Origin of the sequence: Actinomadura keratinilytica (assembly GCF_039539665.1) — a bacterium.
Classification (GTDB): domain Bacteria; phylum Actinomycetota; class Actinomycetes; order Streptosporangiales; family Streptosporangiaceae; genus Spirillospora; species Spirillospora keratinilytica.
On record NZ_BAABDO010000004.1, the window covers coordinates 128,386 to 154,206 of the forward strand.

A 25,821-nucleotide genomic window follows, 5' to 3' on the forward strand; every position below is an offset into this window, starting at 1 on the left:
CGTGGGGACTTGGCGGTCACCTCAGCTGGCCAGCACCTCGTCCAGCAGGGCCTCGGCCTTGTCCTCGTTGGTCTTCTCGGCCAGCGCGAGCTCGCTGACCAGGATCTGCCTGGCCTTGGCGAGCATCCGCTTCTCACCGGCCGACAGTCCGCGCTCCTTGTCGCGCCGCCACAGGTCGCGCACGACCTCGGCGACCTTGTTGACGTCACCGGACGCGAGCTTCTCCAGGTTCGCCTTGTAGCGCCGCGACCAGTTGGTCGGCTCCTCGGTGTAGGGTGCGCGCAGCACCTCGAACACCTTCTCCAGACCTTCTTGGCCCACGACATCGCGAACGCCGACCTCTTCGACGTTCTCCACTGGAACCTGCACTGTCAGGTCGCCCTTGTCGACCTTCAAGACCAGATAGGTCTTTTCCTCACCCTTGATGGTGCGAGTCTCGATGGCCTCGATCCGAGCAGCCCCATGGTGGGGGTAGACGACGGTGTCGCCGACCTGGAAAGTCATGTGACAAGTACCCCTTCCGCTAGAACAAGGGTAGCACGGACCCGTCGGTGGCCGCACCGACCTTAAGGACAAATGCGCAGGTCAACCCCTTAATTGGGGCCTTGACAAAGGTCGTGAAAGATGCATGACCGGCCATACCGGCAACGAAAGCCGGGCCGGGATCCGCAAGATCGCACCTCGGGCATCGACCCGGACGGCGCACGGCAACCCCCTGCCGTCCCGGCCCGGGCGGCTCATACTGGGAGGTGAACATGCCGGGCCGCGCGGGTACGAAGCGCCCGACACGGAAGAAATGGGGCACGAGGGGCGAGCGCTCGGCACGGGCGACCGTCCCTGGACACGGCGACCGAGGATGTGAGGTGCGGCGTGAGGCCAGACGGCGACCCCGAGCCCGACGACTACGGGCTGCCTCCTGTCGACGTCGTGGTGCCCGACGACGCCCGCGAGCTCGATCGCGACGTCATCGCCTACCGCCGCGAGGAGCGCCAGCGGCGGCGGCGCGAGCGGATCCGGCGGCTGACCCGCCCGTTCACCCGGTACGGCATCGTGATCCCGATCATCGCGGGCGCGCTGCTGGTCGCGCTGGCCAGCGGGGTGCTGATGACGGTGTTCGGGCCGCGTCCGACGCCGCGTCCCAGCACGCCCATGCTGGCCCCGCACCCCACCGCCGCCCCCGGCCGGGTCGGCGGCCACCTGCCGGACGCCCGGGTCGCGCTGATCGGCCGCGAGCGCGTCCCGATCCCGCTGCGCGACCTGCGCCCCGGGGTGATCCTCATCGCGCCGCCGGAGTGCCGCTGCGAGGCCCTGGTGGCCGAACTGGCGGCCCGCACCCAGGAGTTCGAGCTGCGGTTCTGGCTCACCGCCGACCGCCGCGCCGACAAGAGCAAGCCGGAGGAGGCCGTGCGGCGGCTGCGCCAGCTGGCCGGGGCCGCCCACCACGGCACGGCGGTGCTCGTGGAGGACACCGGCAACGTCCTGTCCGGCACCTACGCCCCGCCCGCGGCGTCCCCGGGCCCGGCGGCGGCCGCGTCCGGCTCCGCGGGGGCGTCCGCCGCACCGGCCGCAGCGCCGACCGCCGTCCTCGTCGCGCCGGACGGCGTCGTCGCCGGGGTGCTGCACTCGCCGCAGCCGGGCGCGGATCTGACCGACAAGATCAAGGCCCTGGCGTAGCGCCGGGCGTGTCGGGGGCGTGACGCCGGGCCGCCGACGAGGCGATCCACGCCGAAGGGACCCCCAGAACGCAGTCACCTGCGGGACCTCGCTACGCTTCCCCTGGCGCGGTTGCGCCGTTCCGTACCCCGGAGCGCGGGGGTCGTGCCTCCTGCACACCGCCGCCACGCCTTCCAACGCCCTTTCGCGAGGAGTTAACGACGCCGTGATCCGAGACAGCCGTCGAGTGGTCGCACTCGCCATCGCGGGTGCCGTCGCCATCGCGCCGGTGATTTCCGGCTGCGGCGCCGGCAGCGAACCCCAGACCGCCGCGCCCACCCAGCTGACCGAGGGCGTCAACGCCTCGGTGCCGAAGGGCGCGAAGATCCCGCAGGTCGACGTCCGCAACATGTTCCTGCTGGGCCCCAAGCCCGGCATGCAGTTCGGCCCCGACAGCTCGCTGCCGCTGTACGCGACGATCATCAACCAGGTCAGGGGCCGGCAGGACCGCCTGGTGAGCGTCTCCTCGCCCAAGTTCGCGCAGGCCCGCATCGCCGGCGGCGCGGTGGTGCTGCCCGCCGCGCAGGAGAACGGCGTGGCCACCGCCGTGACGCTGAGCGGCGCCGCGGCCGAGTCCGGCGCCACCGCGAGCCCGAGCGCCTCCCCCAAGGCGACCGGCTCGCCCGAGGCCGGCGACGAGTCGCCCAGCCCGGAGGCCGGCCCGGCGGACACGGAGGAGGGCGGCGCCACGGCCACGCCGCGCGCCACCGCCACGGCGGACGAGGAGCGCACGTCCTCGCCGTCGCCGACCGCCGGTCAGCGGACCGGGGCGCCGCAGACCGGCGCGCCCTCGCCCGAGCCCACCCAGGCCGGCAAGGGCGGCCCCGTCGTGGTGCTGACGGGCCTGAACGACAAGCTGCTCGGCGGCGAGGTCGTGCGGGTGACGCTGCGGTTCGAGCACGCGGGCAGCATCGAGGTGAACGTCCCCGTGATCCCGCAGCAGGGCGAGTTCGCCACCTACGCCCCGGTGTCGGCCGGAACGCCCGCGGGGGGCGCCACCGCCACGCCGTCCGCCCCGGCGAGCCCCGCCGCCGGCGGCCACGAGGGCGCGCACGAGCCGACCGGCGCCGCCTCGCCCGCGGGCGAGGCCGGGCAGGAGTCCCCGTCGGCCGAGACGTCGCAGAGCCCGGCCGCGGAAGGCCACTGACGACACGCCGCGAGCGGCCCTGAGCGCCCCTCAGGGCCACGCAGAACGCATGCGGCGGCCCGTACGGCGATTCGCCCGTACGGGCCGCCGCCGTTCGGGCCGCGGAGCGGATCAGGGCTCGAACTTGTAGCCGAGGCCGCGCACGGTGACGATGTAGCGCGGCTGGGACGGCGTCTCCTCGATCTTGGCGCGCAGCCGCTTGATGTGGACGTCCAGGGTCTTGGTGTCGCCCACGTAGTCGGCGCCCCACACCCGGTCGATGAGCTGCATGCGGGTCAGCACCCGGCCCGCGTTGCGCAGCAGCACCTCCAGCAGTTCGAACTCCTTGAGCGGCAGCTGGATCGGGGCCCCGTTGACGCTGACGACGTGGCGTTCCACGTCCATGCGCACCGGCCCGGCCTCCAGCACCGCCGGGGCCAGCTCCTCCACCTCGCCCTGGCGGCGCAGCACCGCGCGCATGCGGGCGATCAGCTCCCGGGTGGAGAACGGCTTGGTGACGTAGTCGTCGGCGCCCAGCTCCAGGCCCACGACCTTGTCCACCTCGCTGTCCTTGGCGGTCAGCATGATCACCGGCACGTTGGACCGGGCGCGCAGCTCCCGGCACACCTCGGTGCCGGGCAGTCCGGGCAGCATCAGGTCGAGCAGCACGAGGTCGGCACCGTTGCGCTCGAAGATGTCCAGCGCGTCGGGGCCGGTGGCCGCCACGGCCACCTCGAAGCCCTCCTTGCGCAGGTTGTAGGAAAGTGCGTCGCTGAACGACTCCTCGTCTTCCACGACGAGCACGCGGGTCACGGTGTTGCCTCCCGGGCGTATGACTTGGCGGGTCCCTGGACGGGCGGGGCGGCCCCCGCCGTTGGGGCGGGCGGTGCGATGGTCACGACGTCCACGCCGGGCCCTCCGAGGTCGGCGCCGGGCCCCCCGAGGTCGGCGGGGTCGGGTACACGATGGAGCCGTCGTCGGCGGGCATCGGCGGGCGGCGGTCGCCCCGCCGGGCGCGCTCGCCGGACGGCGGCCCGCCGTGCAGGCCGCCCGCCCCGGTCTCCGAGCGGACGGCGTGCGCCCCGCCGAGCAGCGGCAGCCGGATGGTGAACGTGGACCCGGAGCCCTCCTTGCTCCAGACGGTCACCTCGCCGCCGTGCTTGGTGGTGACGTGCTTGACGATGGCCAGGCCGAGGCCGGTGCCGCCGGTCTGGCGGGAGCGGGCCGGATCGACCCGGTAGAAGCGTTCGAAGATCCGCTCCAGGTCGCTCTCGGGGATCCCGATGCCCTGGTCGGTCACGTTGATCTCGACGTGCCGCTGGTCGTCGCAGCGCCGGGTGGCGACCACCACGCGGGTGTTGTCGGGGCTGTAGGCGATGGCGTTGTCGATCAGGTTGCGCAGCGCGGTGACCAGCAGCTCCTCGTCGCCGCGCACCTCCAGGCCGCGCTGTCCGCCGCTGGTGAGCCGGATGTTCTTGGCGCCGGCCTTGATCTGGCTGCGGTCCATCGCCTCGGCGATCACCTCGTCCAGCGGGACGGCGCGCAGCTCGGGCAGCGGCTCGTCGCCCTGGATGCGCGACAGCGTCATCAGGTCCTGGACCAGGTTGGTCAGCCGCACCGACTCCTGCTGCATGCGCCCGGCGAAGCGGCGCACCGCCTCGGGGTCGTCGGCGGCGCTCTCGACCGTCTCGGCCAGCAGGGACAGGGCGCCGACGGGCGTCTTGAGCTCGTGGCTGACGTTGGCGACGAAGTCTCGGCGGATCGCCTCGACGCGGCGCATCTCGGTCAGGTCCTCGGCCAGCACCAGCACCAGGCCCTGGGAGCCGAGCGGGGCGACCCGCACGGCGAACCAGCGGCCCTCGGCGCGGCCGCGGGTGCGGGACGGGCCGACCTGGATCTCGGTCTCGCGGATCTCGCCGTCGCGGCGCACCAGGCGGGCCATCGCCAGCACCTCGTCGACCATGAGGCGGTCACCGCTGACCAGGCCGAACGCCCGGGCGGCGGAGCTCGCCCGCACGACCCGGTCCTCGGCGTCCACGACAACGCCGGACGAGCGCAGCACGCTGAGCACCGAGGCCACCCCCGGGGGCAGCACGCTCTGCTGGGTCGTCGGCGGGACTGCGCGCTGGGCCCTTTCGCTCACTCGCACCGCCAATCCCGTCGCGAGCCCGATCGCGAGACCCGCGACCGCGGCCAGACCAGCGACAATCTCCACCTCCACATAACGGATCGTAAGTGCCATTGACGCCTGTCAGACACTGCGGGGGTACCGGACGCGACGGCGTTCCCCCAATGTTCACCTGGCCATTCGGCACCGTTCATGCCCGTCGGGCAGGCTGTTGCGTGGGCGAGTCCGCCCGACGGCCCCTTTCCCCGGCCCCGTGCCCCGCCCCTCCCTTTCCCCAGTCCTTTCCCCCGTCCCGGAACACGCGAGGATTCACAAGTGCGCGACCTCTACCACGAGGAACTCGACGGCCTTTCGGACAAGCTGGTGGAGATGACCCGGCTGGTCCGTTCCGCGATGGCCCGCGCGGTGACCGCCCTGCTGGACGCCGACCTGCGGCTGTCCGAGGAGGTCATCAGCGCCGACGAGCACGTCAACAAGATCGACGCGGAGATCGAGGAGACGGTGTTCGACCTGATGGCCCGGCAGCAGCCGGTCGCCGGGGACCTGCGCACCCTGATCACCGCGCTGCAGATGAGCAAGGACCTGGAGCGGATGGGCGACCTGGCCGTGCACATCGCCAAGACCGCCCGGCGCCGCCACCCCGACTCGGCCGTCCCGCCGGAGCTGCAGGCCGTCGTGCTGGAGATGGGGCAGATCGCCGAGCGCATGATCGCCAAGACCGGCAGCGTGATCGCGGCGCGGGACGTGGAGATGGGCCTGGAGCTCGACGAGGACGACAACGCCATGGACCGCCTGCACCGCAAGCTGTTCGACATCCTGCTGTCGCCCAAGTGGAAGCACGGCGTCGAACCCGCCGTCGACATCACCCTGGCGGGCCGGTACTTCGAGCGCTTCGCCGACCACGCCGTGCACGTGGCCGAGAACGTCGTCTACATGGTGACGGGCCAGCGCCCCGCCGAGATCATCGACCCCTGACCCCTAGAGAGGTCCACGAAGGCCCCGTCCCCCCGCACACAAACGGGACGGGGCCTTTCACATTCGCCAAACTGAAAAGCCGCCCGCCCCACCCTTGATCACCAGGCACCCGTACGCAATGCCGACCAGCAGCGCCCGGTACACCTGCGGCAGGCCATCGCGCCCGTTTGCCGCGCGTCGACCGCCCCAACCCGACCGCCCCGGGCGTCATGACGACGCCGCGACACGCGGCGGCCACCGGCCTACTCAGACGCGGCTGCAATGCAAGGGCCCCACCCGGGCGGCTGCGACCACCGCCGACCCCGGCTCCCGCCTACCGGCACCGCGACGACGCCCCCATCGCCGCGCGGATGCGAAAGCAGCGGCCGCAAGAACCCGACCGGAAAAGCAGCCCGGGCGGCACGGACGCGACGCCCGGAACGGGCAGCGGCCACCAACGCACCGACTCACCGCCACCGCCGCACTCGGACGCGACTACAGCGCCAGGGCACCTGCCGGGGCGGACGCGGTCGTTACCGGGTTCAGACACCGGCGCCGAACGGACGAGCGTGGCGACGCCTGCAGCGCCGTGCGGACGCGCGGAGACAGCGGCCGCAGGGGCCCGAGTACGTGCCCGGGCGGCGTGCGGCGCGGCGGCACCGGCGCGGTCGGTTCGCCGCAACGGCAGCCGCGCTCACGCGCGGCCCGGCTCCGGCGCCCTCGCTCGGGTGTTGCCGGAGGCCGGACGAGCGCGGCGGGTGGGGCTACTTCTTGCCCTGGTTCTTGACGGCCTCGATGGCGGCCTTGGCGGCGGCCGGGTCGAGGTACTCGCCGCCGCGCTTGAGCGGGGCGAAGTCGTCGTCCAGCTCGTACACCAGCGGGATGCCGGTGGGGATGTTGAGGTTGACGATGTCCTCGTCGGAGATGTCGTCCAGGTGCTTGACCAGGGCGCGCAGCGAGTTGCCGTGCGCGGCGACCAGGACGGTGCGGCCCGCGGCCAGGTCGGGGACGATCGCGTCGTACCAGTACGGCAGCAGCCGGTCGACCACGTCGGCCAGGCACTCGGTGCGCGGGATCAGCTCGGACGGCAGGCTGGCGTAGCGCAGGTCGTTGACCTGGGAGAGCGGGTCGTCGTCCTTGATCGGCGGCGGCGGGGTGTCGTAGGAGCGGCGCCAGATCATGAACTGCTTCTCGCCGAACTCCTCGCGGGTCTGCGCCTTGTTCTTGCCCTGCAGCGCGCCGTAGTGCCGCTCGTTGAGCCGCCAGGACCGGCGCACCGGGATCCACAGCAGGTCGGCCACGTCCAGCGCGATGTTGGCGGTGCGGATCGCCCGCTTGAGCAGCGAGGTGTGCACCACGTCGGGGGTGATGTCGGCGTCGAGCAGCAGGTCGCCGCCCTTGGTGGCCTCGCTCTCGCCCTTGGCGGACAGGTCCACGTCCACCCACCCGGTGAACAGGCCCTCCGCGTTCCAGACGCTTTCGCCATGCCGCAGCAGTACCAGGGTCGCCATGGCATGGAAGCTTATCCGCCCGGCGTGGACCGGGGGTCAGCGCGGGTCGCGGTTGGCGGGGTCGGCGAAGGAGGCGAAAGCCTGCAGGTTGGCCAGGCTCTCGCCGCGTTTGACCCGCCAGTCCCACTCGCGCTGGATGGAGGTCTTGAAGCCGAGCTCCAGCGCCTTGTTGAAGTTGTCGTCGGAGTAGGTCAGCACGCAGCCGAGCAGCCGGTCGATCTCCTCGGGGGTGATGGCGGCAAGAGGCAGGCGGCCGACGAGGTGGACGTCGCCGACCTCGTCCACGGCGAAGCTCACCCCGTACATGCGGCCGTTGCGCTCCAGCAGGAAGCGGTAGAACTCGGCGTGGTTCTCATCGGGGCGGCGGCAGAAGAACGCCTCGACGTGCAGGCTGTGGTCGCCGACGATGAGCCACGTCATGGTGGCGAGCTTGCGCTGCCCGGGCAGCTTGACGAAGAACGCCCCGTCGCGCGGCGTCTCGTACTCCAGCTCCGCCTCGCGCAGCGTCTTCTCGATCACCGAGACCGGATCGGAACCTGCGGTACTCACACTGTCACCTCGGCGAGGATGCGGGACGTCGCGAACGTGGACAGTGCACCGGTATACACCTCCAGGAGGCGGTCCACGGTGGCGTCCCACCCGAAACGCTCGGCGTGTCGCACGGCGCCGCGCGCCAGGCGGGCGTGCAGCCCGGGTTCGGCGTGCAGGCGGCGCAGGACGGCGGCGTAGTCGGCGGGGTCGTGCCCCGCGATCAGCACGCCGGACTCCCCGTCGCGCACGGCGGTGCGCAGCCCGTCCACGGCGGACGCGACGACGGGTGTGCCGCACGCCTGGGATTCCACCGCCACCAGGCCGAACGACTCGTTGTGCGAGGGGACGACGGTGACGTCCGCGGCGCGGTACCAGTCGGCCAGCTCCGCCTGCGGGCAGGGCGGTTCGAAGCGCACCACGTCGGTCAGGCCGAGTTCGGCGGCCAGGGAGCGCAGGCCCTCGGGGCGGCAGCGGGCGCTGCCGCTGGGGCCGCCGACGACCGCGACGACCAGCCGTCCGCGCAGGCGCGGCTCGTCGGCGAGCATCCGCGCGGCGGCGCGCAGCAGCACGTCGGGGGCCTTGAGCGGCTGGATGCGGCCGACGAACAGCAGGACGTAGGCGTCGCGCGGCAGGCCGAGGCGGCGGCGGGCGGGGCCGGTGCGGTGCGGCAGCAGCCCGCGGGCCAGCGCGGCGCCCGGCCGGAAGACCGACAGGTCCACGCCGGGGGCGACGACCTCGACCTGGGACGGCCTGGCCCCGTACAGCCGGGTGAGCTGGCCGGCCTCCTCGGCGGTGTTGGCGACGAGCCGGTCGGCGGTCCGGACGATCCGCTCCTCGCCCTCGACGCGGTCCTGCGGCTCGGGCGTGTCGCCGTCGGCGAGCGCGGCGTTCTTGACCTTGGCCATGGTGTGCATCGAGTGCACCAGCGGCACGCCCCACCGGCGCTTGGCGGCCCATCCGGGCTGCCCGGACAGCCAGTAGTGGGTGTGCAGGAGGTCGTAGTGGCCGGGGTCGTGGTCGGCTTCGGCGCGCAGCACCTCGGAGGTGAAGCCGCACAGGTGGCGGGGCAGTTCGGTCTTGTCGAGCTCCTCGAACGGCCCGGCGACGACGTTGCGGACGCTGACGCCGGGTGCCAGTTCGACGACGGGCGGGAGCGCGCGCGAGGTGGCGCGGGTGAAGATGTCGACCTCGACGCCGCGTGCCGCGAGCCGTTTGGCCACCTCGACGACGTAGACGTTCATGCCGCCCGCGTCTCCGGTACCGGGCTGGTCAAGAGGGGACGTGTGAACGCTGATCGTCGCAACCCGGTTGATTCGACGCGGCACCGGACACCACCTCCGCTACTGCAACCTATCCCCCCGCATCAGGTGTTCCCGGGCGCTGGTCCCCAACCGCGTGCGCCCCGGCGGTGATCGAAGCCACCGCGGGGCGCGGCCCAGGTCCCGGCTGTGCGCGGCCCGTCCGTGACCTGCGAAGCTGGGGGGCATGCGTAAGACGGCGGTAGTGACCGGAGCAAGCAGCGGTATCGGGGCGGCCACGGCCAGGCGGCTGGCCGCCGAGGGGTTCAACGTGGTGCTGGCGGCGCGGCGGCGGGACCGGCTGGACGCCCTGGCCAAGGAGATCGCCGAGAACGTGCCGGGCGCGGGCAAGGCGGTCGCGGTGACGTTGGACGTGACCTCGCAGGAGTCGGTGGACGCCCTGGCCGTGGCGGTCGACACCTGCCACGTGCTGGTCAACAACGCCGGCGGCGCGCTCGGGCTGGAGCCGGTGGCCGAGGCGAACCCCGCCGACTGGGCCCGCATGTACGACATCAACGTGCTGGGGCTGCTGCGCGTCACCAAGGCGCTGCTGCCCAAGCTGATCGCCAGCGGCGACGGGCACGTGGTCAACATCACGTCCCTGGCCGCGCACCAGCCGTACGAGGGCGGCGCGGGCTACAACGCGGCCAAGTTCGGCGCGTACGCGGTGAACGAGGTCATGCGCCTGGAGCTGGTGGCCGAGCCGGTGCGGGTCACCGAGATCGCGCCGGGCATGGTGAAGACCGAGGAGTTCTCCCTGGTGCGCTTCCGCGGCGACGCGGACAAGGCCGAGCAGACCTATGCGGGCGTCCCGGAGCCCCTGGTGGCCGAGGACGTGGCCGACTGCGTGGCGTGGGCGGTGACGCGGCCGTCGCACGTCAACATCGACCGCATCGACGTGCAGCCCCGCGTCCAGGCGACCGCGCACAAGGTCCACCGAGTGTGAGCGCGCGGGGTCTCACGGGCCGGGCGCCACGGCCGACCAGGGGAGGGTGAGCTCGCCCAGCCGCCAGCGCGCCCGGCCCCCGAGGGGCGGGCGGGTGTGCACCGGGTGGGTGCGGGAGAGCAGCCCGACCGCCTCGATCCACCGGGCGCGGGGGCCGAACACCGAGTGGGGTGCGGCCATCGCCCAGCAGCGGTCGAAGGCGTTGAGCAGCGCGTGCACCCGCTCCCCGGGCACGTTGCGGTGGATCAGTGTCTTGGGGAGGCGTTCGGCCAGGTCGGAGGGGCGTCCCAGGGACGCCACGTGGGCCGCGAACGTGATGGTCTGCGGTCGGCCGCCGCGCAGCGTCACCCAGACGGCGCGGCGGCCGATCTCGTCGCAGGTGCCCTCGACCAGGACGCCGCCGGGCGCCAGGCGGGCGGACAGCTCGTCCCACGCCTGCCAGGCCGCGGCCTCCTGGTACTGCCGCAGCACGTTGAAGGCGCGGACGAGGACGGGCGGCCGGTCGACGGGCAGTTCGAAGCCGCCGCGCACGAACGACAGCCCCTGGTAGCGGCCGGCGGCCTGGTCCAGGAAGGCCAGGCCCGCGGCGACGCGCGCGGGTTCGATCTCGATGCCGACGACCTCCACGCGGGGAGACACCCGCCGCAGCCGCGTGTACAGCTCGACGGTGGTGACGGGCGACGCGCCGTAGCCGAGGTCGACGACGAGGGGGCGCGGACCGGTGCGCAGGGGGCCGGTCTGGGTGGCGGTGATCCAGCGGTCGATGCGGCGCAGCCGGTTGGGGGCGGTGGTGCCCCGGGTGACCTCTCCCCGGGGCCTGGTCATGCGGGGGGTCACCCAGTGATTGTGCCGTGTGCCCCGGTGTGCACAGGTCGTTGCCGCTTTCGGCCACGTCGTCCCTGGCGGCGGCCATGGCGGACGCGAAGACGCCGAGCGTTTTTCGCCACAACTGAATGAGATTCGGTAAGTATTTGGTTACGGTGATCTTCTGGAGCGTGTGCGAAGGGAGTGCCGATGCCCCAGCCGAAGGCGCAACTCGACCTGGCGACCCTGCACGAGGCGATCGCCGCCGCGGTGCCCGACCGCGAGTGCGTGGTGTGGCGCGACGGCAGGCGCACCTGGGCCGAGGTGGCCGAGCGGACGCGGCGGCTGGCGCACGTCCTGCACGCCCACGGCCTCGGCGTACGGGGCCAGGCCGCCCACCCGTGGCAGTCGCCGCACGACCACCTGGCGCTCTACCTGCACAACGGGCCCGAGTACCTGGAAGGGCTGCTGGGCGCGCACAAGGCCCGCGTCGCGCCGTTCAACGTCAACTACCGGTACGTCGACGACGAGCTGGCGCAGCTGTTCGGCGACGCCCGCCCGGCCGCCATCCTCTACCACGCCTGCTTCGCCCCCGTGATCGAGCGCGTGGCCAAGCGGCTCGACCGGGCCCCGCTGCTGCTCCAGGTGCGCGACGGCTCCGGCACGCCCCTCGCCCCCGGCGCGCTGGACTACGAGACCGCGCTGGCCGAGGCCCCCGCGACCCCGCTCGACGGCGTCCGGCCCGACCCCGGCGACCTGCACATCCTCTACACGGGCGGGACGACCGGGCTGCCCAAGGGCGTGCTGTGGCGGATCGGCGACCTGATGATCGGCCCGCTCGGGCTGGCCCGCCGCGACGGGACGCCCATCACCGACCTGGACGAGGCCGTCGAACGGGCCGAGCGCTCCCGGCACCGGGTGCTGGTCGGCCCGCCGCTGATGCACGGCGGCGGCACGTGGTCGGCGCTGGGCGGCTGGTGCGGCGGCGCCTGCGTGGTGTTCCCCGGCCGGACCGACGGGCTGGACGCCGCCGACCTGGTGGCCACGGCCGCGCGCGAGCGCGTCACCCGGATCCCGGTGGTCGGCGACGCGTTCGCCCGGCCCATCCTGGCGGAGCTGGAGCGCGGCGACGTGGCGCTGCCCGAGCTGCGCACGCTGCTGAACTCGGCCGCCGCGATCAGCCCGGACGTCAAGCGGCGGCTGCAGGAGCGGCTGCCGCACGTGCGGATCGTGGACGTGCTGGGCTCCTCGGAGTCGGGGTTCCAGGTGACCCGGCGCGGCGCCGCCGACGGCCCGTTCGTCCCGACCCCCGAGGCGCGGGTGGTGAGCGCCGACCGCACCCGCCGGCTGTCCCCCGGCGAGGACGAGCTGGGCTGGCTGGCCAAGACCGGCACGATCCCGCTCGGCTACCTCAACGACCCCGAGCGCACCGCCGCCACCTTCCGCACCGTGGACGGCGAACGCGTCGTCATCGCCGGCGACCGGGCCCGGCTGCTGGCCGACGGGACGGTCGAGGTGCACGGCCGCGAGGCCACCACGATCAACACCGGCGGGGAGAAGGTGTTCGCCGAGGAGGTGGAGGGGGTGCTGCGCGACCTGCCGGGCGTGCTGGACGCCCTGGTCGTGGGGCGCCCGAGCGAGCGGTGGGGCAGCGAGATCGTCGCCGTGCTGCGGGTGGCCGAGGACGGGGACGGCCCGAGCGACGCGCAGCTGCGCGACGGATGCGCCCGCCACCTGGCCCGATACAAGATCCCCAAGGCGTTCGCGCGGACGCGGCGCAGCCTGCGCCTGCCCAACGGCAAGGCCGACTACGCCGCGGCCCGCGCCCTGGCCGCCGGCGCCTGACGCCGTGCCCCCCGGGCCCGCATGCTCACGGGCCCGGGGTGCTCAGCCGTCGCCGACGGCCTTGGCGAACGCCTCGTAGGCGTCCGGCGTGAACAGCACGAACCGCACGTCCTGCACGGTGGTGGCCGTGCCGCGGACGGTCCGCACCGCGATGCGCGCCGCGTCGTCCATGGGCCAGCCGTAGATACCGGCCGACACCGCGGGGAACGCGACCGACCGCGCGCCCAGATCGTCGGCGACGCGCAGCGACTCGCGGTAGCAGGACGCCAGCAGCTCCGACCGGTCCTCGGAGGCCGAGTAGACCGGCCCCACCGTGTGGATCACCCAGCGGGCGGGCAGCCGTCCGGCGGTGGTCGCCACGGCCTGCCCCGTCGGCAGGCCCCCGGCGTACTGGGAGGCGCGCACCCTGCGGCACTCCTGCAGGATCTCCGGGCCGCCCCTGCGGTGGATGGCGCCGTCCACTCCGCCCCCGCCGAGCAGGGACGAGTTGGCCGCGTTCACCACAGCGTCCACCTGCTGCTCGGTGATGTCTCCCTGAACCAGCGTGATCTGCATCGGCCGTCACCTCCCCGCGTACGATCTCATCCCCGCGGCGCGGTGTCGCCCTTCACGGGACGTTCCTCAGTCGTCGTCCCCGGCGTCGTCGTCAGAGTCGTCGTCGGCGTCGTCGTCCCGGGAGTCGTCCGCGACGACCTTGCCGGTGGCGGCGTCCACGCGCAGTTCGCGTTCGCGGCCGTCCTGCCCGGTGATCTCGACCTCCCACACCGACCGCGCGGCGCGGTGCTCGAACTCGATGGAGGTCACCGTGCCGGACGCGGTCCGCGCCGCGGCCGCGGCGGCCCGCACCGCGTCGACCTTCGCGGACCGCAGCGCCTGCGCCGACCGGCCGGAATCGTCGTCGGGGTCGTCCGCGCGGTCGGCGACCACCCGGCCGTCACCGGCATCGACGTGCACCTCGCGCCAGGCCCCGGCGCCCGTCAGCACGTCGGCCTCCCACAGGGACCGGCCGTCGTCGTCCAGCTCCAGGCTCTCGATCCGGCCGCCCGGAACCGCCTTCAGCACGGCACCCGCGGCCTGCGCGCAGCCGATCCGCGAGGAGCGCGGCGCCGCGCCGCCGTCCGCGCCGACCGGCTGCGTGTAGCCGGTGCGCGGGGTGCTCGGCACCGTGTCGTCGTCCCCGCCGGCGGCGAACGCGGCGGCCGTCCCGCCCGCGGCGAGCACGCCCGCGGTGAGCCCGGCGACCAGCAGACCGCGCCCCGACAGCTTCTTCCCGGCCAAACCCATGCTTCCTCCCGTCGTCCGCGGCGGCCCCGGTCGGCCGCCGGCGACGGGTACCACGCTGGCAACCCGACCTGTAGCGCTCCTGAACCAACCTGAAATCCTCTTCAGGCGGCTCTGGCAGCCTGATGGCATGCGCCTGCTCATCGTTGAGGACGAAAAGCGGCTGGCCGACGCGCTGGCGCGCGGGCTGGCCGCCGAGGGCTTCGCGGTGGACGTGGCGCACGACGGCGCCGCCGGCCTGGACCGGGCGGTCGCGCACGACTACGACCTGATCGTGCTGGACGTGATGCTGCCCCGGCTGAACGGCTACCGGGTGTGCGCGCGGCTGCGGGCGGCAGGCGACGACACCCCGATCCTCATGCTGACCGCCAAGGACGGCGAGTACGACGAGGCCGAGGGCCTGGACACCGGCGCCGACGACTACCTGACCAAGCCGTTCTCCTACGTGGTGCTGCTGGCGCGCATCCGGGCGCTGCTGCGGCGCCGCACGCGCGGCGGCTCCCCCGCGATCGTGCTGGGCGACCTCACCGTCGACCAGGCCGCCCGGCGGGTGACGCGCGGCGGCACGGAGGTGGAGCTGACCGCCAAGGAGTTCGCCGTGCTCGAGCAGCTGGCGGTGAACGCGGGCCGGGTGGTGTCGAAGCAGCAGATCATCGAGCATGTGTGGGACTTCGCCTACGACGGCGACCCCAACATCGTGGAGGTGTACATCAGCGCGCTGCGCCGCAAGCTGGACGCCCCGTTCGGCCGCCGGTCGATCACGACGGTGCGGGGCGCCGGATACCGCCTGGCCACCGACGGCGGCGCCCCGCGCACCCCGGGCGGGGGCGGCTGACCGTGCGGTTCCTCGGCTCGGTCCGCGCCCGCACGACGCTGGGGGCGACCGCCGTGGTCGCGGTGGCGCTGGTGGCCGCCGGGCTGGCGGTCGTGCTGCTGCTGCGCGCCAACCTCGCCGGCCGGGCCGACCTGCAGGCGGAGGTGGCGGCGCGCGAAGTCGCCTCGCAGCTGGCCACCGGCACGCCGTTCGACCGGCTCGAACTCGACGACGGCGACGAGCATCCCGTCCAGGTCGTGGACGCGCTCGGCCGCGTGCGGGCGGTCAGCGAGAACCTGACGGCGATCACGGGCGCCGGCACGGGCGAGGTGCGGCCCGGCGCCTCGGCGGGCGCGCCCGCCGTCCAGGGCGACGACGACGGCGACGATGACGGAGACGGAGACGGAGACGGAGACGACGACGATGACGGCGCGCCCGGCCGCGGCCAGGTCTCCGGCGACGTGCACCACTCCACCGGCACCGCCACCGTGAACGGCCGCTCCGCCGACTACCGGTTCGCCGCCGTCCAGGCCACCACGCCCGCCGGGGAGACCGTCACCGTCTACGCGGGCGCGGAGCTGCAGACCACGCGCGACGCCGTCGGCACGGTGGCGCGCGCGATGCTGGTGGGCCTGCCCGTGCTGCTGGTGGTGGTCGCGGTGGTGACGTGGCTGGTGACGCGGCGGGCGCTGCGTCCGGTGGCGGCCATCCGCGGGGAGCTGGCGGAGATCACCGCGTCCGGCGACCTGGCCCGGCGCGTCCCGCAGCCGCGTTCGCGCGACGAGGTCGCCGACCTGGCGGCCACCACCAACGAGACGCTGGCGGCGCTGGAGCGGTCGGTGGCGCGGCAGCGCGGGTTCGTCGCCGACGCCTCGCACGAGCTGCGCAGCCCGATCGCGTCGCTGCGCACCCAGCTGGAGGTGGCCGCCGCGCATCCGGAGCTGCTGGACCTGCGGGGGCTGACCGACGACGTCATCCGGCTCCAGGACCTGGCCGCCGACCTGCTGCTGCTCGCCCGCCTGGACGCCGGGGACCGGCCCGTCCGAACCGAGCCGGTGGACCTGGCCGAGCTGGTCGGCGAGGAGCTGCGGCGCCGTCCCGCGAGCGGCCGCGACCTGACCGTGCACGCCGACGTGGCCGGCGACGCGCCGGCGGTCATGGGCGGCCGCGGCCGCCTGGCCCGGGTGCTGTCCAACCTGCTCGACAACGCCGAACGGCACGCCGCGTCGCGGATCCGGGTGTCGCTGGCGGCGTCCGCGGACGGCACGCGGGCGGTGCTGCGCGTCGCCGACGACGGCCCGGGGGTGCCGCCGGAGGACCGCGAGCGGATCTTCGAACGGTTCGTCCGGCTGGACGACGCGCGCAGCCGCGACGACGGCGGCGCCGGGCTCGGCCTGGCGATCGCCCGCGACCTGGTGCGGGCGCACGGCGGTAGGCTGACCGCGGATGAGGCTCCGGGCGGCGGCGCGTTGTTCGAAGTTCAACTACCGGGAACGCCGGATACCTGAAAAGCTGGAGTCGATCCGCGTGCCGCGCGCGATCCGGGTGACACTCGCCGCATCATCGACGTGGGACAGCGACCGAACCGATGGTGGGACACGGACCACAAGCCACCGGTCCGTCAGGCGGCGGCGAAACGGTGTGCGAAGTCGCATTATCCTGCCGTGGTGACGACCACAACGGCATGAACGTCGTGGAGGTACCCCCCTTGAAGATCTTTGTCGCCGGCGCCACCGGGGTGATCGGGCGCCGACTGGTCCCGATGCTCGTGCAGGCGGGCCACGAGGTCACCGGGACGACCCGGCGGCCGGAGCGCGCCCAGTCCATCGCCGACCAGCATGCGACGCCCGCCGTCGTGGACGTCTACGACGCCGACGCGCTGCGCGAGGCCGTCCTGGCCGCCCGGCCCGACGTGATCATCCACCAGCTCACCGACCTGTCCGCCGAGGACTTCGACGCCAACTCCCGGCTGCGGGTGGAGGGCACTCGCAACCTGGTGGCGGCGGCGCGGGCCGCCGGCGTGCAGACCATGATCGCGCAGAGCATCGCGTGGCTGTACGTGCCGGGCAAGGAACCGGCCGTGGAGACCGACCCGCTCGACACCACCCTGCGGCCGTACGCGGGCGTCGGCCCGCTGGAGGAGATGGTCGGCGGCATGCCGCGCGGGGTGGTGCTGCGGTACGGGGCGCTGTACGGCCCGGGCACCTGGTACGCGCCGGACGGCGCGATCGCCCAGCGGGCGAAGGCGGGCGACCTGAAGCTGAACCCGGTGTGGACCTCGTTCGTGCACGTCGACGACGCCGCCTCGGCCGCGCTGGCGGCGCTGGACTGGCCCGCGGGCCCGGTGAACATCGTCGACGACGAGCCCGCCACGACGGCCGACTGGCTGCCGGTCTTCTGCGCGGCGCTGGGCGCCCCGACGCCGGGCACCGCGCGGCACGCCGCCGCCATCGGCCGTCCGATCTCCAACGCCAAGGCCAAGAAGCTGGGCTGGAAGCCGCGGCTGTCCACCTGGCGGGACGGCTTCAAGGAGATGGGCTGACCGCACGGCGCGGCGCCCGCCGCGGGGCCGCCCGGGGGGGTGCTCAGCCGAACTGGAAGGACCGCTTGGCCATCCCGAACCAGTAGCCGTCGATCACCGAGCGGCCGCGGGGGGCGTCGGAGCCGGCGTCGTCGGCGCTCGCGCCGAGGGCCACGAACAGCGGCGCGAAGTGCTCGGTGCGGGGGTGCGCCAGGCGGGCGGCGGGGGCCTTGACCTCGAAGTCCAGCAGCGCGTCGACGTCTCCGGCGGCGACCGAGCGCTCGGCCCAGTCGTCGAACTCGACGGTGAACGCGGGGGGCGGGGCGTCGGGGGCGGGGGCCATCGCGCGCAGGTTGTGGGTGGTGAAGCCGCTGCCGACGATCAGCACCCCCTGGTCGCGCAGCGGGGCCAGCCTCCGGCCGAGCTCGAACAGCCGCTCGGGGTCCAGGGTGGGCATGGACATCTGCAGCACGGGGACGTCGGCGTCCGGATACATCTCCTTGAGCGGCACGTAGGCGCCGTGGTCGAGGCCGCGTTCGGGGTCGTGGTGGACGCCGGGCAGCATGCGGCGCACCGCGTCGGCGAGTTCGGGCGCGCCGGGGGCCTCGTAGGTCACCTCGTAGTAGCGCTGCGGGAAGCCCCAGAAGTCGTACACCAGCGGCACCGTGCGGGTGGCGCCGATCGAGAGCGGGGCCTCCTCCCAGTGGGCGGACACCATGAGCACGGCGCGCGGGCGCGGCAGTCCGGCGGACCAGCGGGCGAGCTGGCCGCTCCAGACGCGGTCGTCGGCCAGGGGCGGGGCGCCGTGGCTGAGGTAGAGCACGGGCATCCGGACGGTCATCATCGTCCCCGTTCCACTCGGTCCATGTAGTTCAAAATTGGACAAACTCGGCGGCAGCATACGCCGGGTTTGTTGAATCTTCAAGCCTTGAATCTTCAAGTAAACTGGGGGCATGGCCGAGGACGGGACGCGCTGGCTGGACGCCGAGGAGCAGCAGACCTGGCGGGCCTTCCTGTGGACGACCCGGCTGCTGAACGAGACGCTGGAACGGCAGCTGCAGCGCGACTCGGGACTGCCGCACACCTACTACGTGATCCTGGCCATGCTGTCGGAGGCGCCGGGCCGCGCGCTGACCATGACCGAGCTGGCCGCGGTCGTGCGCTCCTCGCCCAGCCGCCTGTCGCACGCGGTGAACCGGCTGGAGCAGGCGGGCTGGGTGCGGCGCGTCAAGGACCCCGCCGACCGGCGCACCACCATCGCCGAGCTCACCGACGAGGGCTTCGCCGTCCTGGAGGCGGCCGCGCCGGGGCACGTGGAAACGGTGCGGCGCCACCTGTTCGACCCGCTCAGCCGCGAGGACGTGCTGCGGCTGCGCGAGATCCTGCGCGCGCTGCTGGCCCGCCTGGACCCCGGCAGCGCCGACATCTTCGGCCCCTGCGACTCCGACGAACCGACGCCGCCGCCGACCGCCGGCACGCGCTAACGGGCGCGCAGCTCCTCCCAGGCGGGGGCCGGGCCGGGCAGCTCGACGTCCGCGGACAATCGCAGCCCCGCCAGCAGGAACGTCAGGTAGCGGTGCCGCAGCCGCCCGGTGCGCTCGGCGTCGCCGACGCGCAGCACCTGCACGTTCTCCAGCACCACGGCGACGTCGCCGACGTCGATGTCGCGGCGCAGCACCCCCGCGTCCTTGAGCCGGTCCAGCAGCCGGCGGGTGGCCGCCTGCATCCGCTGCTCCCGGTCGGCGATCTCCTCGGTCGCCGGCAGCCCGCGCACCGGCCGCATGCCCAGCGACCCGGCGCCCAGGTCCAGGCAGCGGTGCATGAAGTCGGCGAACGCCGTCCACGGATCGCGGTCGTCGGCGAGCGTGCGCTCCACCTCGGCCAGGTAGCGGTCCATGGCCTCGGCGGTGAGCCGCTGGAGCAGGTCCTCCTTGCTGCGGTACCGGCGGTACAGGGTGCTGATGCCGACGCCCGCGTGCCGGGCCACCGCCGCGATGGGCGCCTCGGGGTCGGCGGTGAACACCGCCCGGGCCGCCTCGCGGATCAGCCGGTCGTTGCGCGCCGCCTGGGCTCCGCGTCCCGGCGGCCGCGCCCCGGCCTCGTCCGTCACCCTCCGCGTCGTCGACTCCATGCAGGTCATCGTAAGGAACGCGGAGTTCCCGGCCTGGCCGAACGGGGTCATCACGGTGTGGCGAGGGCCTCGGCCGGGGCGGCCCGGTCGGCACCGTGCGGCCGCCCGCGCGCGGGGAAAAGGACGTCCCGCCGGACGCGGCGCGGGTTCCGGCGGGACGAGACGGACGGCTCTAGCGGAAGTTGACGTCGCTGCAGAAGTAGTACGTCTGGTCCATGTGCGACGCCTTCCAGATGGTGTAGACGACGTGGCGGCCGCTGCGTCCGGACACGCTCACGTTGGACACCACGTAGTTGTTGGCGGGGGCGTACCTGGGCGTCTCGCGGACCAGCTCCAGGTCGCTCCAGCGCAGCGGCTGGGTCAGGGCGTCGTAGCCCTGGCGGGTGACGTAGACGCGGATGTAGTCGGCGCCGTGGCTGGCCTGGTCGTACAGGTTGATGGTGAACGTGCTGGAGATGTCGGTCGTCTTCCACGGGCCGACGGCGTCCATGGAGCGGTAGCGGCCGCCCTCGGTCTGGCCGGCGCTGCACAGCTGCCCGTCGGGGATCGCGGCCTGGTGGTTGCCGCCCACGTTGTCGCGGTACAGGCCGTTCCAGTTCCACATGGCGTTGGGGTTGTCCTGCCACGCCTGCCAGCACATGGGGTCCTGCTCCGCCATGATGGGGTTCTGGAAGTCGCTGCCCCAGCGCAGCCAGCAGCCGTAGTTGCGGGACGCCGGGTCGATGACGGATCCGTGCGCCGCCGCGGTGTCGACCCAGACGAGCGGCAGGAGCGCCGCCGCGGAGAGCATCGTCACGGCACGGCGGAGCATTCGGTTGAGGCGCATCGCGCTTTCTCCGTTCCGGTGGCGGGGATGGCCGGATTGGGAGCGCTCCCAAAGCGGATGCTAACCCGGTGCCGCAAAAGCGTCATCCGGGCCGTGAAATCTTTCACGGCCCGGAACGCTAATCGGCGGTGGTGCGCCCCCGAACGGTGGAAACGAGGGCGTCACCGCAGTTGGGATCCCCGGCCAGCACGGCGGCGCGGCGGATCTGCTCGTCGGTCATCGAGCCGGCCAGCTTGATCGCCTCGTGCACGCCGTCCCCGCTGCCCGCGCCGAGCATCGCCAGGAACCACCGCACGGCCTGCACCGGATCGGGTTCGGTGCCGTAGCCGTCCCGGTACCAGCACCCCGCCACGTACATCGCCTCCGGATACCCGGCGTGCGCGGCGCGCAGATACCAGCGCAGCGCCTCCTCGTCCCGGTCCTCCTTGGCCAGCAGATTCCCCAGTTCGGTGGCCGCCTCCGCCAGCCCCTTGTCGGCGGCCCCCTCCAGCAGGGACACCAATTCGTCGCGGCTCATGCTCCCGGCGAGCCGTTCCTCCCGCAGATGCAGCAGCGCCAGGTTGTACATGGCGAATTGGTCGCCGGCGAGCGCCGCGGGCCGGAACAGCTCCGCCGCTTTCTCCACGTCCCGTTCCACGCCCTTGCCCGCCGCGTACAAATGCCCCAGCCCCCGCTGCGCCGCCGGATGCCGCCGCTGCGCCGCGAGCGTCCAGTACCGCAGCGCGGTCTCCGCGTCGCCGTCGTGCTCCAGCGCGATGCCGCCCAGCGCGTTCTGCGCCTCCACGTCGCCCTCGTCGGCCAGCGCGACGAGCGGCCCCCGCAGCTCCTCCAGCCGCGCCCGCGCCTCCCGGCTCCCGCGCTGCGCCGCCCGGAACGCCTCCACCGCTGCTTCAACAACCGACCCCATGCACATCGCCTCCAATGACTTGGGACGCCGGAAACACCCCCCGGGATCGCGCCGACAACACGTCCCTTTCCGGCCCGTATGCCCGGCCGCCACCAGGACGACCGGGCACAGCGGCTACGAGCGGCGGGCCTCGGCGTAGGTGAGCGCCATGACGGCAGCCAGCAGCAACAGGGCACCGGCCAAGGTGGCGGGGGCGAGGTGCTCACCCAGCACGGCCACGGCGATGACGGCCGCGCTCACCGGCTCCAGGAGCATGACGACCGACGCGGTGGCGGCGCGGACGGCCCCGGCGCCCGCGAAGTAGAGCGGATACGCCAGCGCGGTCGGGATCACCGCCACGTAGGCCAGCAGGACGAGGACCCGCACCGGGGCGTCGGTGTGCGGCAGCAGCCCTTCCACGGCGGCCAAGGGCAGAAGCACCACGGCGCCTATGCCGAAGGCCCACAGGGTGGTGGTGAAGGAGTCCTGGGCCGGGCCCGCCCAGCGGGTGAGGAGCGTGGCCACGGCGTATCCGGCGGCTGACAGCAGAGCGAGCACGACGCCCAGGGGACGCACCGTCCCCGCGTCGTCCCCCAGGACGAGCACCGAGAGCCCGCCAAGGGCCGCTGCCAGAGACGCGACACCGCCCACACCAAGACGCTCGCCCAACGCGAGACGAGCGCCCGCGGCGATGAGCACCGGCCCGGCCCCCAGCGTGACGATGGTGGCCACCGCCACGCCCGTGGCCTGAACGGCGCCAAAGTAGGCGGTCTGGAAGACGGCGAGCCCCACCCCCGTCCCCAGGCGGTGGGACAGGCGTGGCTGTTTCCCGGACGGACGTAGGACGGGCCGTACGAGGAGCAGCAGGGCAAGGCCGCTGACGTACCTCCAGAAGGAGACGGCCATCGGCCCCAGGTCGCTCGACCGGTAGGCCAGGTCCACGGCTGCGCCCGTGGTGCCCCAGGTCGTTCCGGCGATGGCCAGATACAGAAGTCCGCGTGCGACGGGCACGCGGACGACGGTGTTCGACACGTGTTCGTTCTCCGCGTGAGGAAGTGGTCGTGTGCCTCCGTCCGCGGGCACACCGCACAGGCGCGCGGAGGAACCTCACTCCGCGCGCTCGTCTTCCCTGGTGGCCCGCCCTACGCGGCGGGAGGGGAGAGCACGGTCGAACTCATGGCCGCCACCCTAACCCGGGCCGCTACCTGGTCGGACGCCACAGCCCGCCATCTCGCGGCCCTGGGTGCGACCGCTCGGCCGGTAGGCGAAGACCCGGAGTTCGAACAGCCAGAAGTACCGGCCGTCCAACGCGGCGGCGGGCGCGCCGCGGAGCGGATCGCGCAGGAGGGCCACGCAGCCGGGTCGTGCATGGAATGCGGCGCCTCGTCTTGGGGAAGAAAGACACGCGCAATGACCCGGCTGCGCGGCGGCCTAGGAGTACCGGAATGATTCCCTAGCACTTCACCTCAAACCACACGGTTCGCCCTGCGGCGTCCGTGTAGTGATCCCAGCGGTGGGCGCAGATGCTCACGATTTCGAGTCCGCGGCCTCCGGTGTCGGAATCCGGTTTGACATCGCGGACGCGTGGCATGCGGTCGGGATCGTTTCCACTGTCGATCACCTCGATTCTGATCAACGACGGCGCGCAAATGAGAACGATCGTGACTTGTTCCTCCTGGTGTTCGCGTCCGCCGTGCACGATGGCGTTCGTGATGACCTCGGAGGCGCACAGTTCAACGGTGTCGATCACGTCGCGGGTGACACCGCCCGGGAGGACGAACGCCTCACCGATGCGCTGCGTGACCAGGTACGCGCGTGCGCGACTTCACGTGCGTCGGCGGCGATGTCCAGGACCGCGATGACCTGCAGCAACGCTCCGTTCAACGCGAACCGCCCGGGCATCGGGCACGTCATGGCGCCGACCCGTAGAACAGCTCCACCTGTCCGATGGCCGCCGCGAGCCCCTCAGGGGTGTCGCTCTCCAGCAGGCCGGACCAGTGGTAGGAGTGCGGCGGCATGGCCCAATACCGGCCCGTCGCGCGCCCGAACCAGCACAGCCAGCGCCCCCGGGTCGCCGCCTGCACCGCGCGAACCAGCACATCCTCCGGCCTGCGACGTGGGTCACTCGCGATGAGACAGCCCTGTGGGCCTCTCTGATGATCGGGTAGGTTCCACATTGGGTTCGGACCTCCAGCGTCCGGATCAAGGCCCGGGGCGGTGCTGCTCTCACCGCCTCCGGGCCGCCCTACTTTTGGGCCCCTGCACCTCTGAGCGTGCCTTTCTTTCAACCAAGATGGTGGCGTTCGATACCACAGGGGAATAGCCTCGATTCATGCACGCGCGAAGCTTCCCCGAGGCGCTTAAACTGATCATGGAAGAGAACGGATGGAGCCAGACGGAGCTTGCCCGCGTGCTGGGCAAACCCCAGCCGTGGATCTCTAGAGTGATCAGTGGAGCAAGAGATACCGGGATAGGTACAGCTACCTATCTTCTAGGTAAGGCCGGCTGGATCATGATCCTGATGCCCCAAAGGGAGGCGTGGATGCTGCGTCGCGAGTTCAATGGGAAGGCCGTCAAAGCAGCCGGAGGCGCCGTTGCGGGAAAGGCCGCCGGTGTGCTGTTCATCCCCAGCGGGAGGAGCAGCCCATACCAGGATCCGGAATATGTCCTCGGGCTGGCGAAGCGCGCATCGACCATGCGTGACGAACTCGGCGGTGTTCCGATCGCCCAGAGGGTATGGACCCAAGCGAAGGGAATCAGTGAAGCACTGCCAGGCACTGGAAAGGGGCTTCGCGTAGCGGCATCCGAGTTCATGCGTCAGGCGGCCTGGACCGTCTACGACGCCGGCCGGGTCGACTTGGCGGAATCACTCGCCCGGAAGTCACTCGCTCTAGCGCGGGATGCGGGGGACGTCGAGAAGCAGGCCGCCGCCCACGCCATACTAAGCGATCTTTATCTCGTCAAAGGTGCACCTGACCACGCGGCCCACCACGCCGAGGAGGGGCTTGCACTGCCCGAAGTGCCCGACAGCTTTCGGGCTCCGTTGAAGGCATACATGGGGTGGGCGCTCGCTCAAGACAACTGGGCGGGAACCTCCAAGAAGCGGTCGCAAAAGTTCATCAACGAAGCGCGCAGCATCAATGGCCTGTCACCTCTGGACTCGGCCTGGGTCAGCGGCGTGTCGGGGCTCGTATTCCATGATGTGGGAGATGTCAGCCAGGCGCTTCACTCATTCGATGAGGCAGTCCGGATCACCGAGTCACTGCCCGCCACTCAGTATCAGGCGAACGACCTCGCCAACGCAGCGAAGGTGGCTCTGGCCACTCGCAACCTGGATCTGGCAGCGCAGCTGATGACGGCACTCTCATATATCGTACCGCTGGTCACATCGGCCTGGATCGACCAGAAAGTGAAAAGCGTGCTGGACGCCGCTGCCCCATGGGCGCAGGTGCCGGAGATCAAGGAGGCGCGAGCGCGGTTGCGCTCCGTCATGCCGAAGCAGCCCCCGCGCACGTGATGGCCGCAGCCCCATGGGCCCGTCGTCCTTGCGCGCCTGAAGCGATGCGACGAAGCCGATGCGGCCTTCGAAGAGGCGCTTCGACTTCTCCACGATCGCCCGATACTGCTCGCGAGTTGGACGTGGGGGCGGATCTACGCTTCCCTGGGCGCCGTCCGACTTCCCGAAGCCGCCGACCAAATGGAGGAGCTGGCGCGGATCGTCCCGATGGTCTCCTCCGCGCAACTCGACAAGGAAATCGCGAGAATCACGAAGATCTCGCGGCCGCGGGCAGACGGTTCGGAGATCCGGGCGGCTCGCGACCAACTCCAATCGGCCGCTCCGACGCATCCCAACGCGTAACCACGCCACCGGGAACGCCTGACCAGGGCTCATACCACAACCCTCGGTACACAACCTCGGGCGATCCTGCACACGCAGCGTCGCGGCCCCCTCCACCTGAGGAACTGGCGAGCGGAGGACTGCGCGACGCGAACCTATTCGGCGCAGACCTGCGCGACACAGACTTAGCCGGTGCGGACCTGCGCGGAGCGGATCTGCGTGGCGCGAACCTACTCGGCGCAGACCTGCACGAGGCGAACCTACACGGCGCGGACTTGGGCCGCGCGGACCTGAACGGCGCGAAGCTGAACGGCGTTAGAGGAATCACGCGAGCTGAGCTGGAGACGGAGGCGTCCACCAACGAGTTCACCCGTTGGTGACGGCGGGCGGTTTCCCGGATCACCGTGTACTCATAGTCAGGATCAAGGCATGGGATATGGCGGGAACCACGGCGGGCCGGTGGTGCGACGCGACCGGTGGCTGTGTCCCGCTCGACCGGATTCCGACGCGGTGCCTCAACTCGGCCCCATCCTCTAGCACCGCATCGGGCGGTGCGATCGAACTGATCCGTGCGCCGGATTTGAGCCGGGACAAACGTCTTGCCGATCGACACTGAACTGTTTCCATCCTCATTGGGCCTGGTGGTGGAGGGTGAGGATCGCCTGCAC

The 25,821-nt window shown here is 72.4% G+C and carries 27 protein-coding genes; 11 read left to right on the forward strand and 16 right to left on the reverse strand.

The window, feature by feature from the left end; all coding sequences use genetic code 11:
* Window positions 1-21 precede the first annotated feature (21 nt).
* A complete protein-coding gene (locus ABD879_RS02660; protein ID WP_067910339.1) occupies window positions 22-504 on the reverse strand; it encodes a CarD family transcriptional regulator in 483 nt (160 codons plus the stop codon).
* A gap of 366 nt (window positions 505-870) precedes the next feature.
* Here ABD879_RS02660 and ABD879_RS02665 point away from each other — a divergent pair, with 366 nt between their 5' ends.
* Window positions 871-1,674 (forward strand): hypothetical protein, encoded by an 804-nt coding sequence (locus tag ABD879_RS02665; protein WP_345017027.1) that lies wholly within the window; start codon window positions 871-873, stop codon window positions 1,672-1,674.
* A gap of 205 nt (window positions 1,675-1,879) precedes the next feature.
* Window positions 1,880-2,860: a copper chaperone PCu(A)C domain-containing protein gene (locus tag ABD879_RS02670; RefSeq protein WP_345017029.1), complete on the forward strand. Its 981-nt coding sequence runs from the start codon at window positions 1,880-1,882 to the stop codon at window positions 2,858-2,860.
* Between the two features lie 111 nt (window positions 2,861-2,971).
* On the opposite strand, the gene ABD879_RS02675 is transcribed toward ABD879_RS02670, so the two are convergent.
* Together ABD879_RS02675 and ABD879_RS02680 are read right to left on the reverse strand one after the other, a co-directional pair.
* Window positions 2,972-3,643: a winged helix-turn-helix domain-containing protein gene (locus ABD879_RS02675; RefSeq protein WP_486303737.1), complete on the reverse strand. Its 672-nt coding sequence runs from the start codon at window positions 3,641-3,643 to the stop codon at window positions 2,972-2,974.
* 91 nt (window positions 3,644-3,734) lie between these two features.
* Window positions 3,735-5,060: a sensor histidine kinase gene (locus ABD879_RS02680; RefSeq protein WP_378271562.1), complete on the reverse strand. Its 1,326-nt coding sequence runs from the start codon at window positions 5,058-5,060 to the stop codon at window positions 3,735-3,737.
* Window positions 5,061-5,282: 222 nt separating this feature from the next.
* On the opposite strand from ABD879_RS02680, the gene phoU reads away from it, so the two are divergent.
* Entirely contained in the window at window positions 5,283-5,942 is a 660-nt protein-coding gene (gene phoU, locus ABD879_RS02685; RefSeq protein ID WP_345017035.1) for a phosphate signaling complex protein PhoU, read from the forward strand.
* Between the two features lie 743 nt (window positions 5,943-6,685).
* Here phoU and ABD879_RS02690 read toward each other — a convergent pair.
* From ABD879_RS02690 to mshA, 3 genes are read right to left on the reverse strand one after another with little or no spacing between them, the layout of a single operon-like run.
* A complete protein-coding gene (locus ABD879_RS02690; RefSeq protein WP_345017037.1) occupies window positions 6,686-7,432 on the reverse strand; it encodes a phosphoglyceromutase in 747 nt (248 codons plus the stop codon).
* A 36-nt stretch (window positions 7,433-7,468) separates the two neighbouring features.
* Window positions 7,469-7,981: a type III secretion system chaperone family protein gene (locus tag ABD879_RS02695; RefSeq protein ID WP_345017040.1), complete on the reverse strand. Its 513-nt coding sequence runs from the start codon at window positions 7,979-7,981 to the stop codon at window positions 7,469-7,471.
* Window positions 7,978-9,288 carry a D-inositol-3-phosphate glycosyltransferase gene (mshA, locus tag ABD879_RS02700; RefSeq protein ID WP_345017042.1) on the reverse strand — a complete coding sequence of 437 codons (1,311 nt, stop codon included), beginning with the start codon at window positions 9,286-9,288 and terminating at the stop codon, window positions 7,978-7,980. The genes ABD879_RS02695 and mshA overlap by 4 nt, the downstream gene beginning before the upstream one ends.
* Window positions 9,289-9,448: 160 nt before the next feature.
* Here mshA and ABD879_RS02705 point away from each other — a divergent pair, with 160 nt between their 5' ends.
* Window positions 9,449-10,207, forward strand: a complete 759-nt coding sequence (locus ABD879_RS02705; protein ID WP_345017044.1) for an SDR family NAD(P)-dependent oxidoreductase — start codon at window positions 9,449-9,451, stop codon at window positions 10,205-10,207.
* A gap of 12 nt (window positions 10,208-10,219) precedes the next feature.
* Here ABD879_RS02705 and ABD879_RS02710 read toward each other — a convergent pair whose 3' ends face one another.
* Window positions 10,220-11,044, reverse strand: coding sequence for a class I SAM-dependent methyltransferase (locus ABD879_RS02710; protein ID WP_345017046.1), 825 nt, complete (start codon window positions 11,042-11,044; stop codon window positions 10,220-10,222).
* 177 nt (window positions 11,045-11,221) lie between these two features.
* Here ABD879_RS02710 and ABD879_RS02715 point away from each other — a divergent pair, with 177 nt between their 5' ends.
* On the forward strand, window positions 11,222-12,856 hold the full coding sequence (locus tag ABD879_RS02715; protein ID WP_345017048.1) for an AMP-binding protein: 1,635 nt from the start codon (window positions 11,222-11,224) through the stop codon (window positions 12,854-12,856).
* Window positions 12,857-12,898: 42 nt separating this feature from the next.
* Here the strand turns inward: ABD879_RS02715 and ABD879_RS02720 are convergent, their stop codons facing one another.
* The gene (locus ABD879_RS02720) at window positions 12,899-13,411 is read right to left on the reverse strand and encodes an O-acetyl-ADP-ribose deacetylase (RefSeq protein WP_345017050.1); all 513 of its coding nucleotides are present in this window, start codon (window positions 13,409-13,411) and stop codon (window positions 12,899-12,901) included.
* Between the two features lie 66 nt (window positions 13,412-13,477).
* Window positions 13,478-14,140 carry a PepSY domain-containing protein gene (locus ABD879_RS02725; RefSeq protein WP_345017052.1) on the reverse strand — a complete coding sequence of 221 codons (663 nt, stop codon included), beginning with the start codon at window positions 14,138-14,140 and terminating at the stop codon, window positions 13,478-13,480.
* 127 nt (window positions 14,141-14,267) lie between these two features.
* Here ABD879_RS02725 and ABD879_RS02730 point away from each other — a divergent pair, with 127 nt between their 5' ends.
* The 3 genes from ABD879_RS02730 (at window position 14,268) to ABD879_RS02740 (ending at window position 17,493) form a co-directional block, all read left to right on the forward strand.
* Window positions 14,268-14,972 carry a response regulator transcription factor gene (locus tag ABD879_RS02730; protein WP_345017054.1) on the forward strand — a complete coding sequence of 235 codons (705 nt, stop codon included), beginning with the start codon at window positions 14,268-14,270 and terminating at the stop codon, window positions 14,970-14,972.
* A gap of 2 nt (window positions 14,973-14,974) precedes the next feature.
* Window positions 14,975-16,459: a sensor histidine kinase gene (locus tag ABD879_RS02735; protein ID WP_345017056.1), complete on the forward strand. Its 1,485-nt coding sequence runs from the start codon at window positions 14,975-14,977 to the stop codon at window positions 16,457-16,459.
* 200 nt (window positions 16,460-16,659) lie between these two features.
* Entirely contained in the window at window positions 16,660-17,493 is an 834-nt protein-coding gene (locus ABD879_RS02740) for an NAD-dependent epimerase/dehydratase family protein (RefSeq protein WP_345017058.1), read from the forward strand.
* A 43-nt stretch (window positions 17,494-17,536) separates the two neighbouring features.
* Here the strand turns inward: ABD879_RS02740 and ABD879_RS02745 are convergent, their stop codons facing one another.
* Complete coding sequence (locus ABD879_RS02745) at window positions 17,537-18,301, reverse strand: dioxygenase family protein (RefSeq protein ID WP_345017060.1); 765 nt, start codon at window positions 18,299-18,301, stop codon at window positions 17,537-17,539.
* 124 nt (window positions 18,302-18,425) lie between these two features.
* On the opposite strand from ABD879_RS02745, the gene ABD879_RS02750 reads away from it, so the two are divergent.
* Window positions 18,426-18,956 carry a MarR family winged helix-turn-helix transcriptional regulator gene (locus ABD879_RS02750; RefSeq protein WP_345017062.1) on the forward strand — a complete coding sequence of 177 codons (531 nt, stop codon included), beginning with the start codon at window positions 18,426-18,428 and terminating at the stop codon, window positions 18,954-18,956.
* On the opposite strand, the gene ABD879_RS02755 is transcribed toward ABD879_RS02750, so the two are convergent.
* From ABD879_RS02755 to ABD879_RS02780, 6 genes are all read right to left on the reverse strand, one after another.
* Window positions 18,953-19,603, reverse strand: a complete 651-nt coding sequence (locus ABD879_RS02755) for a TetR/AcrR family transcriptional regulator (RefSeq protein WP_345017064.1) — start codon at window positions 19,601-19,603, stop codon at window positions 18,953-18,955. The two genes, ABD879_RS02750 and ABD879_RS02755, sit on opposite strands and share 4 nt — an antisense overlap.
* 172 nt (window positions 19,604-19,775) lie before the next feature.
* Window positions 19,776-20,393: a lytic polysaccharide monooxygenase auxiliary activity family 9 protein gene (locus tag ABD879_RS02760; RefSeq protein WP_345017093.1), complete on the reverse strand. Its 618-nt coding sequence runs from the start codon at window positions 20,391-20,393 to the stop codon at window positions 19,776-19,778.
* Between the two features lie 154 nt (window positions 20,394-20,547).
* Entirely contained in the window at window positions 20,548-21,336 is a 789-nt protein-coding gene (locus tag ABD879_RS02765) for a tetratricopeptide repeat protein (protein ID WP_345017066.1), read from the reverse strand.
* 114 nt (window positions 21,337-21,450) lie between these two features.
* Window positions 21,451-22,347 carry a DMT family transporter gene (locus ABD879_RS02770; RefSeq protein ID WP_345017068.1) on the reverse strand — a complete coding sequence of 299 codons (897 nt, stop codon included), beginning with the start codon at window positions 22,345-22,347 and terminating at the stop codon, window positions 21,451-21,453.
* Between the two features lie 421 nt (window positions 22,348-22,768).
* The gene (locus tag ABD879_RS02775; RefSeq protein WP_345017095.1) at window positions 22,769-23,122 is read right to left on the reverse strand and encodes an ATP-binding protein; all 354 of its coding nucleotides are present in this window, start codon (window positions 23,120-23,122) and stop codon (window positions 22,769-22,771) included.
* 103 nt (window positions 23,123-23,225) lie between these two features.
* Window positions 23,226-23,414 (reverse strand): hypothetical protein, encoded by a 189-nt coding sequence (locus tag ABD879_RS02780; RefSeq protein ID WP_345017069.1) that lies wholly within the window; start codon window positions 23,412-23,414, stop codon window positions 23,226-23,228.
* A 233-nt stretch (window positions 23,415-23,647) separates the two neighbouring features.
* Here ABD879_RS02780 and ABD879_RS02785 point away from each other — a divergent pair, with 233 nt between their 5' ends.
* Together ABD879_RS02785 and ABD879_RS02790 are read left to right on the forward strand one after the other, a co-directional pair.
* Window positions 23,648-24,832: a helix-turn-helix domain-containing protein gene (locus tag ABD879_RS02785; RefSeq protein WP_345017071.1), complete on the forward strand. Its 1,185-nt coding sequence runs from the start codon at window positions 23,648-23,650 to the stop codon at window positions 24,830-24,832.
* Window positions 24,833-24,876: 44 nt separating this feature from the next.
* Window positions 24,877-25,533 carry a pentapeptide repeat-containing protein gene (locus tag ABD879_RS02790; protein WP_345017073.1) on the forward strand — a complete coding sequence of 219 codons (657 nt, stop codon included), beginning with the start codon at window positions 24,877-24,879 and terminating at the stop codon, window positions 25,531-25,533.
* Window positions 25,534-25,821: the final 288 nt, after the last annotated feature.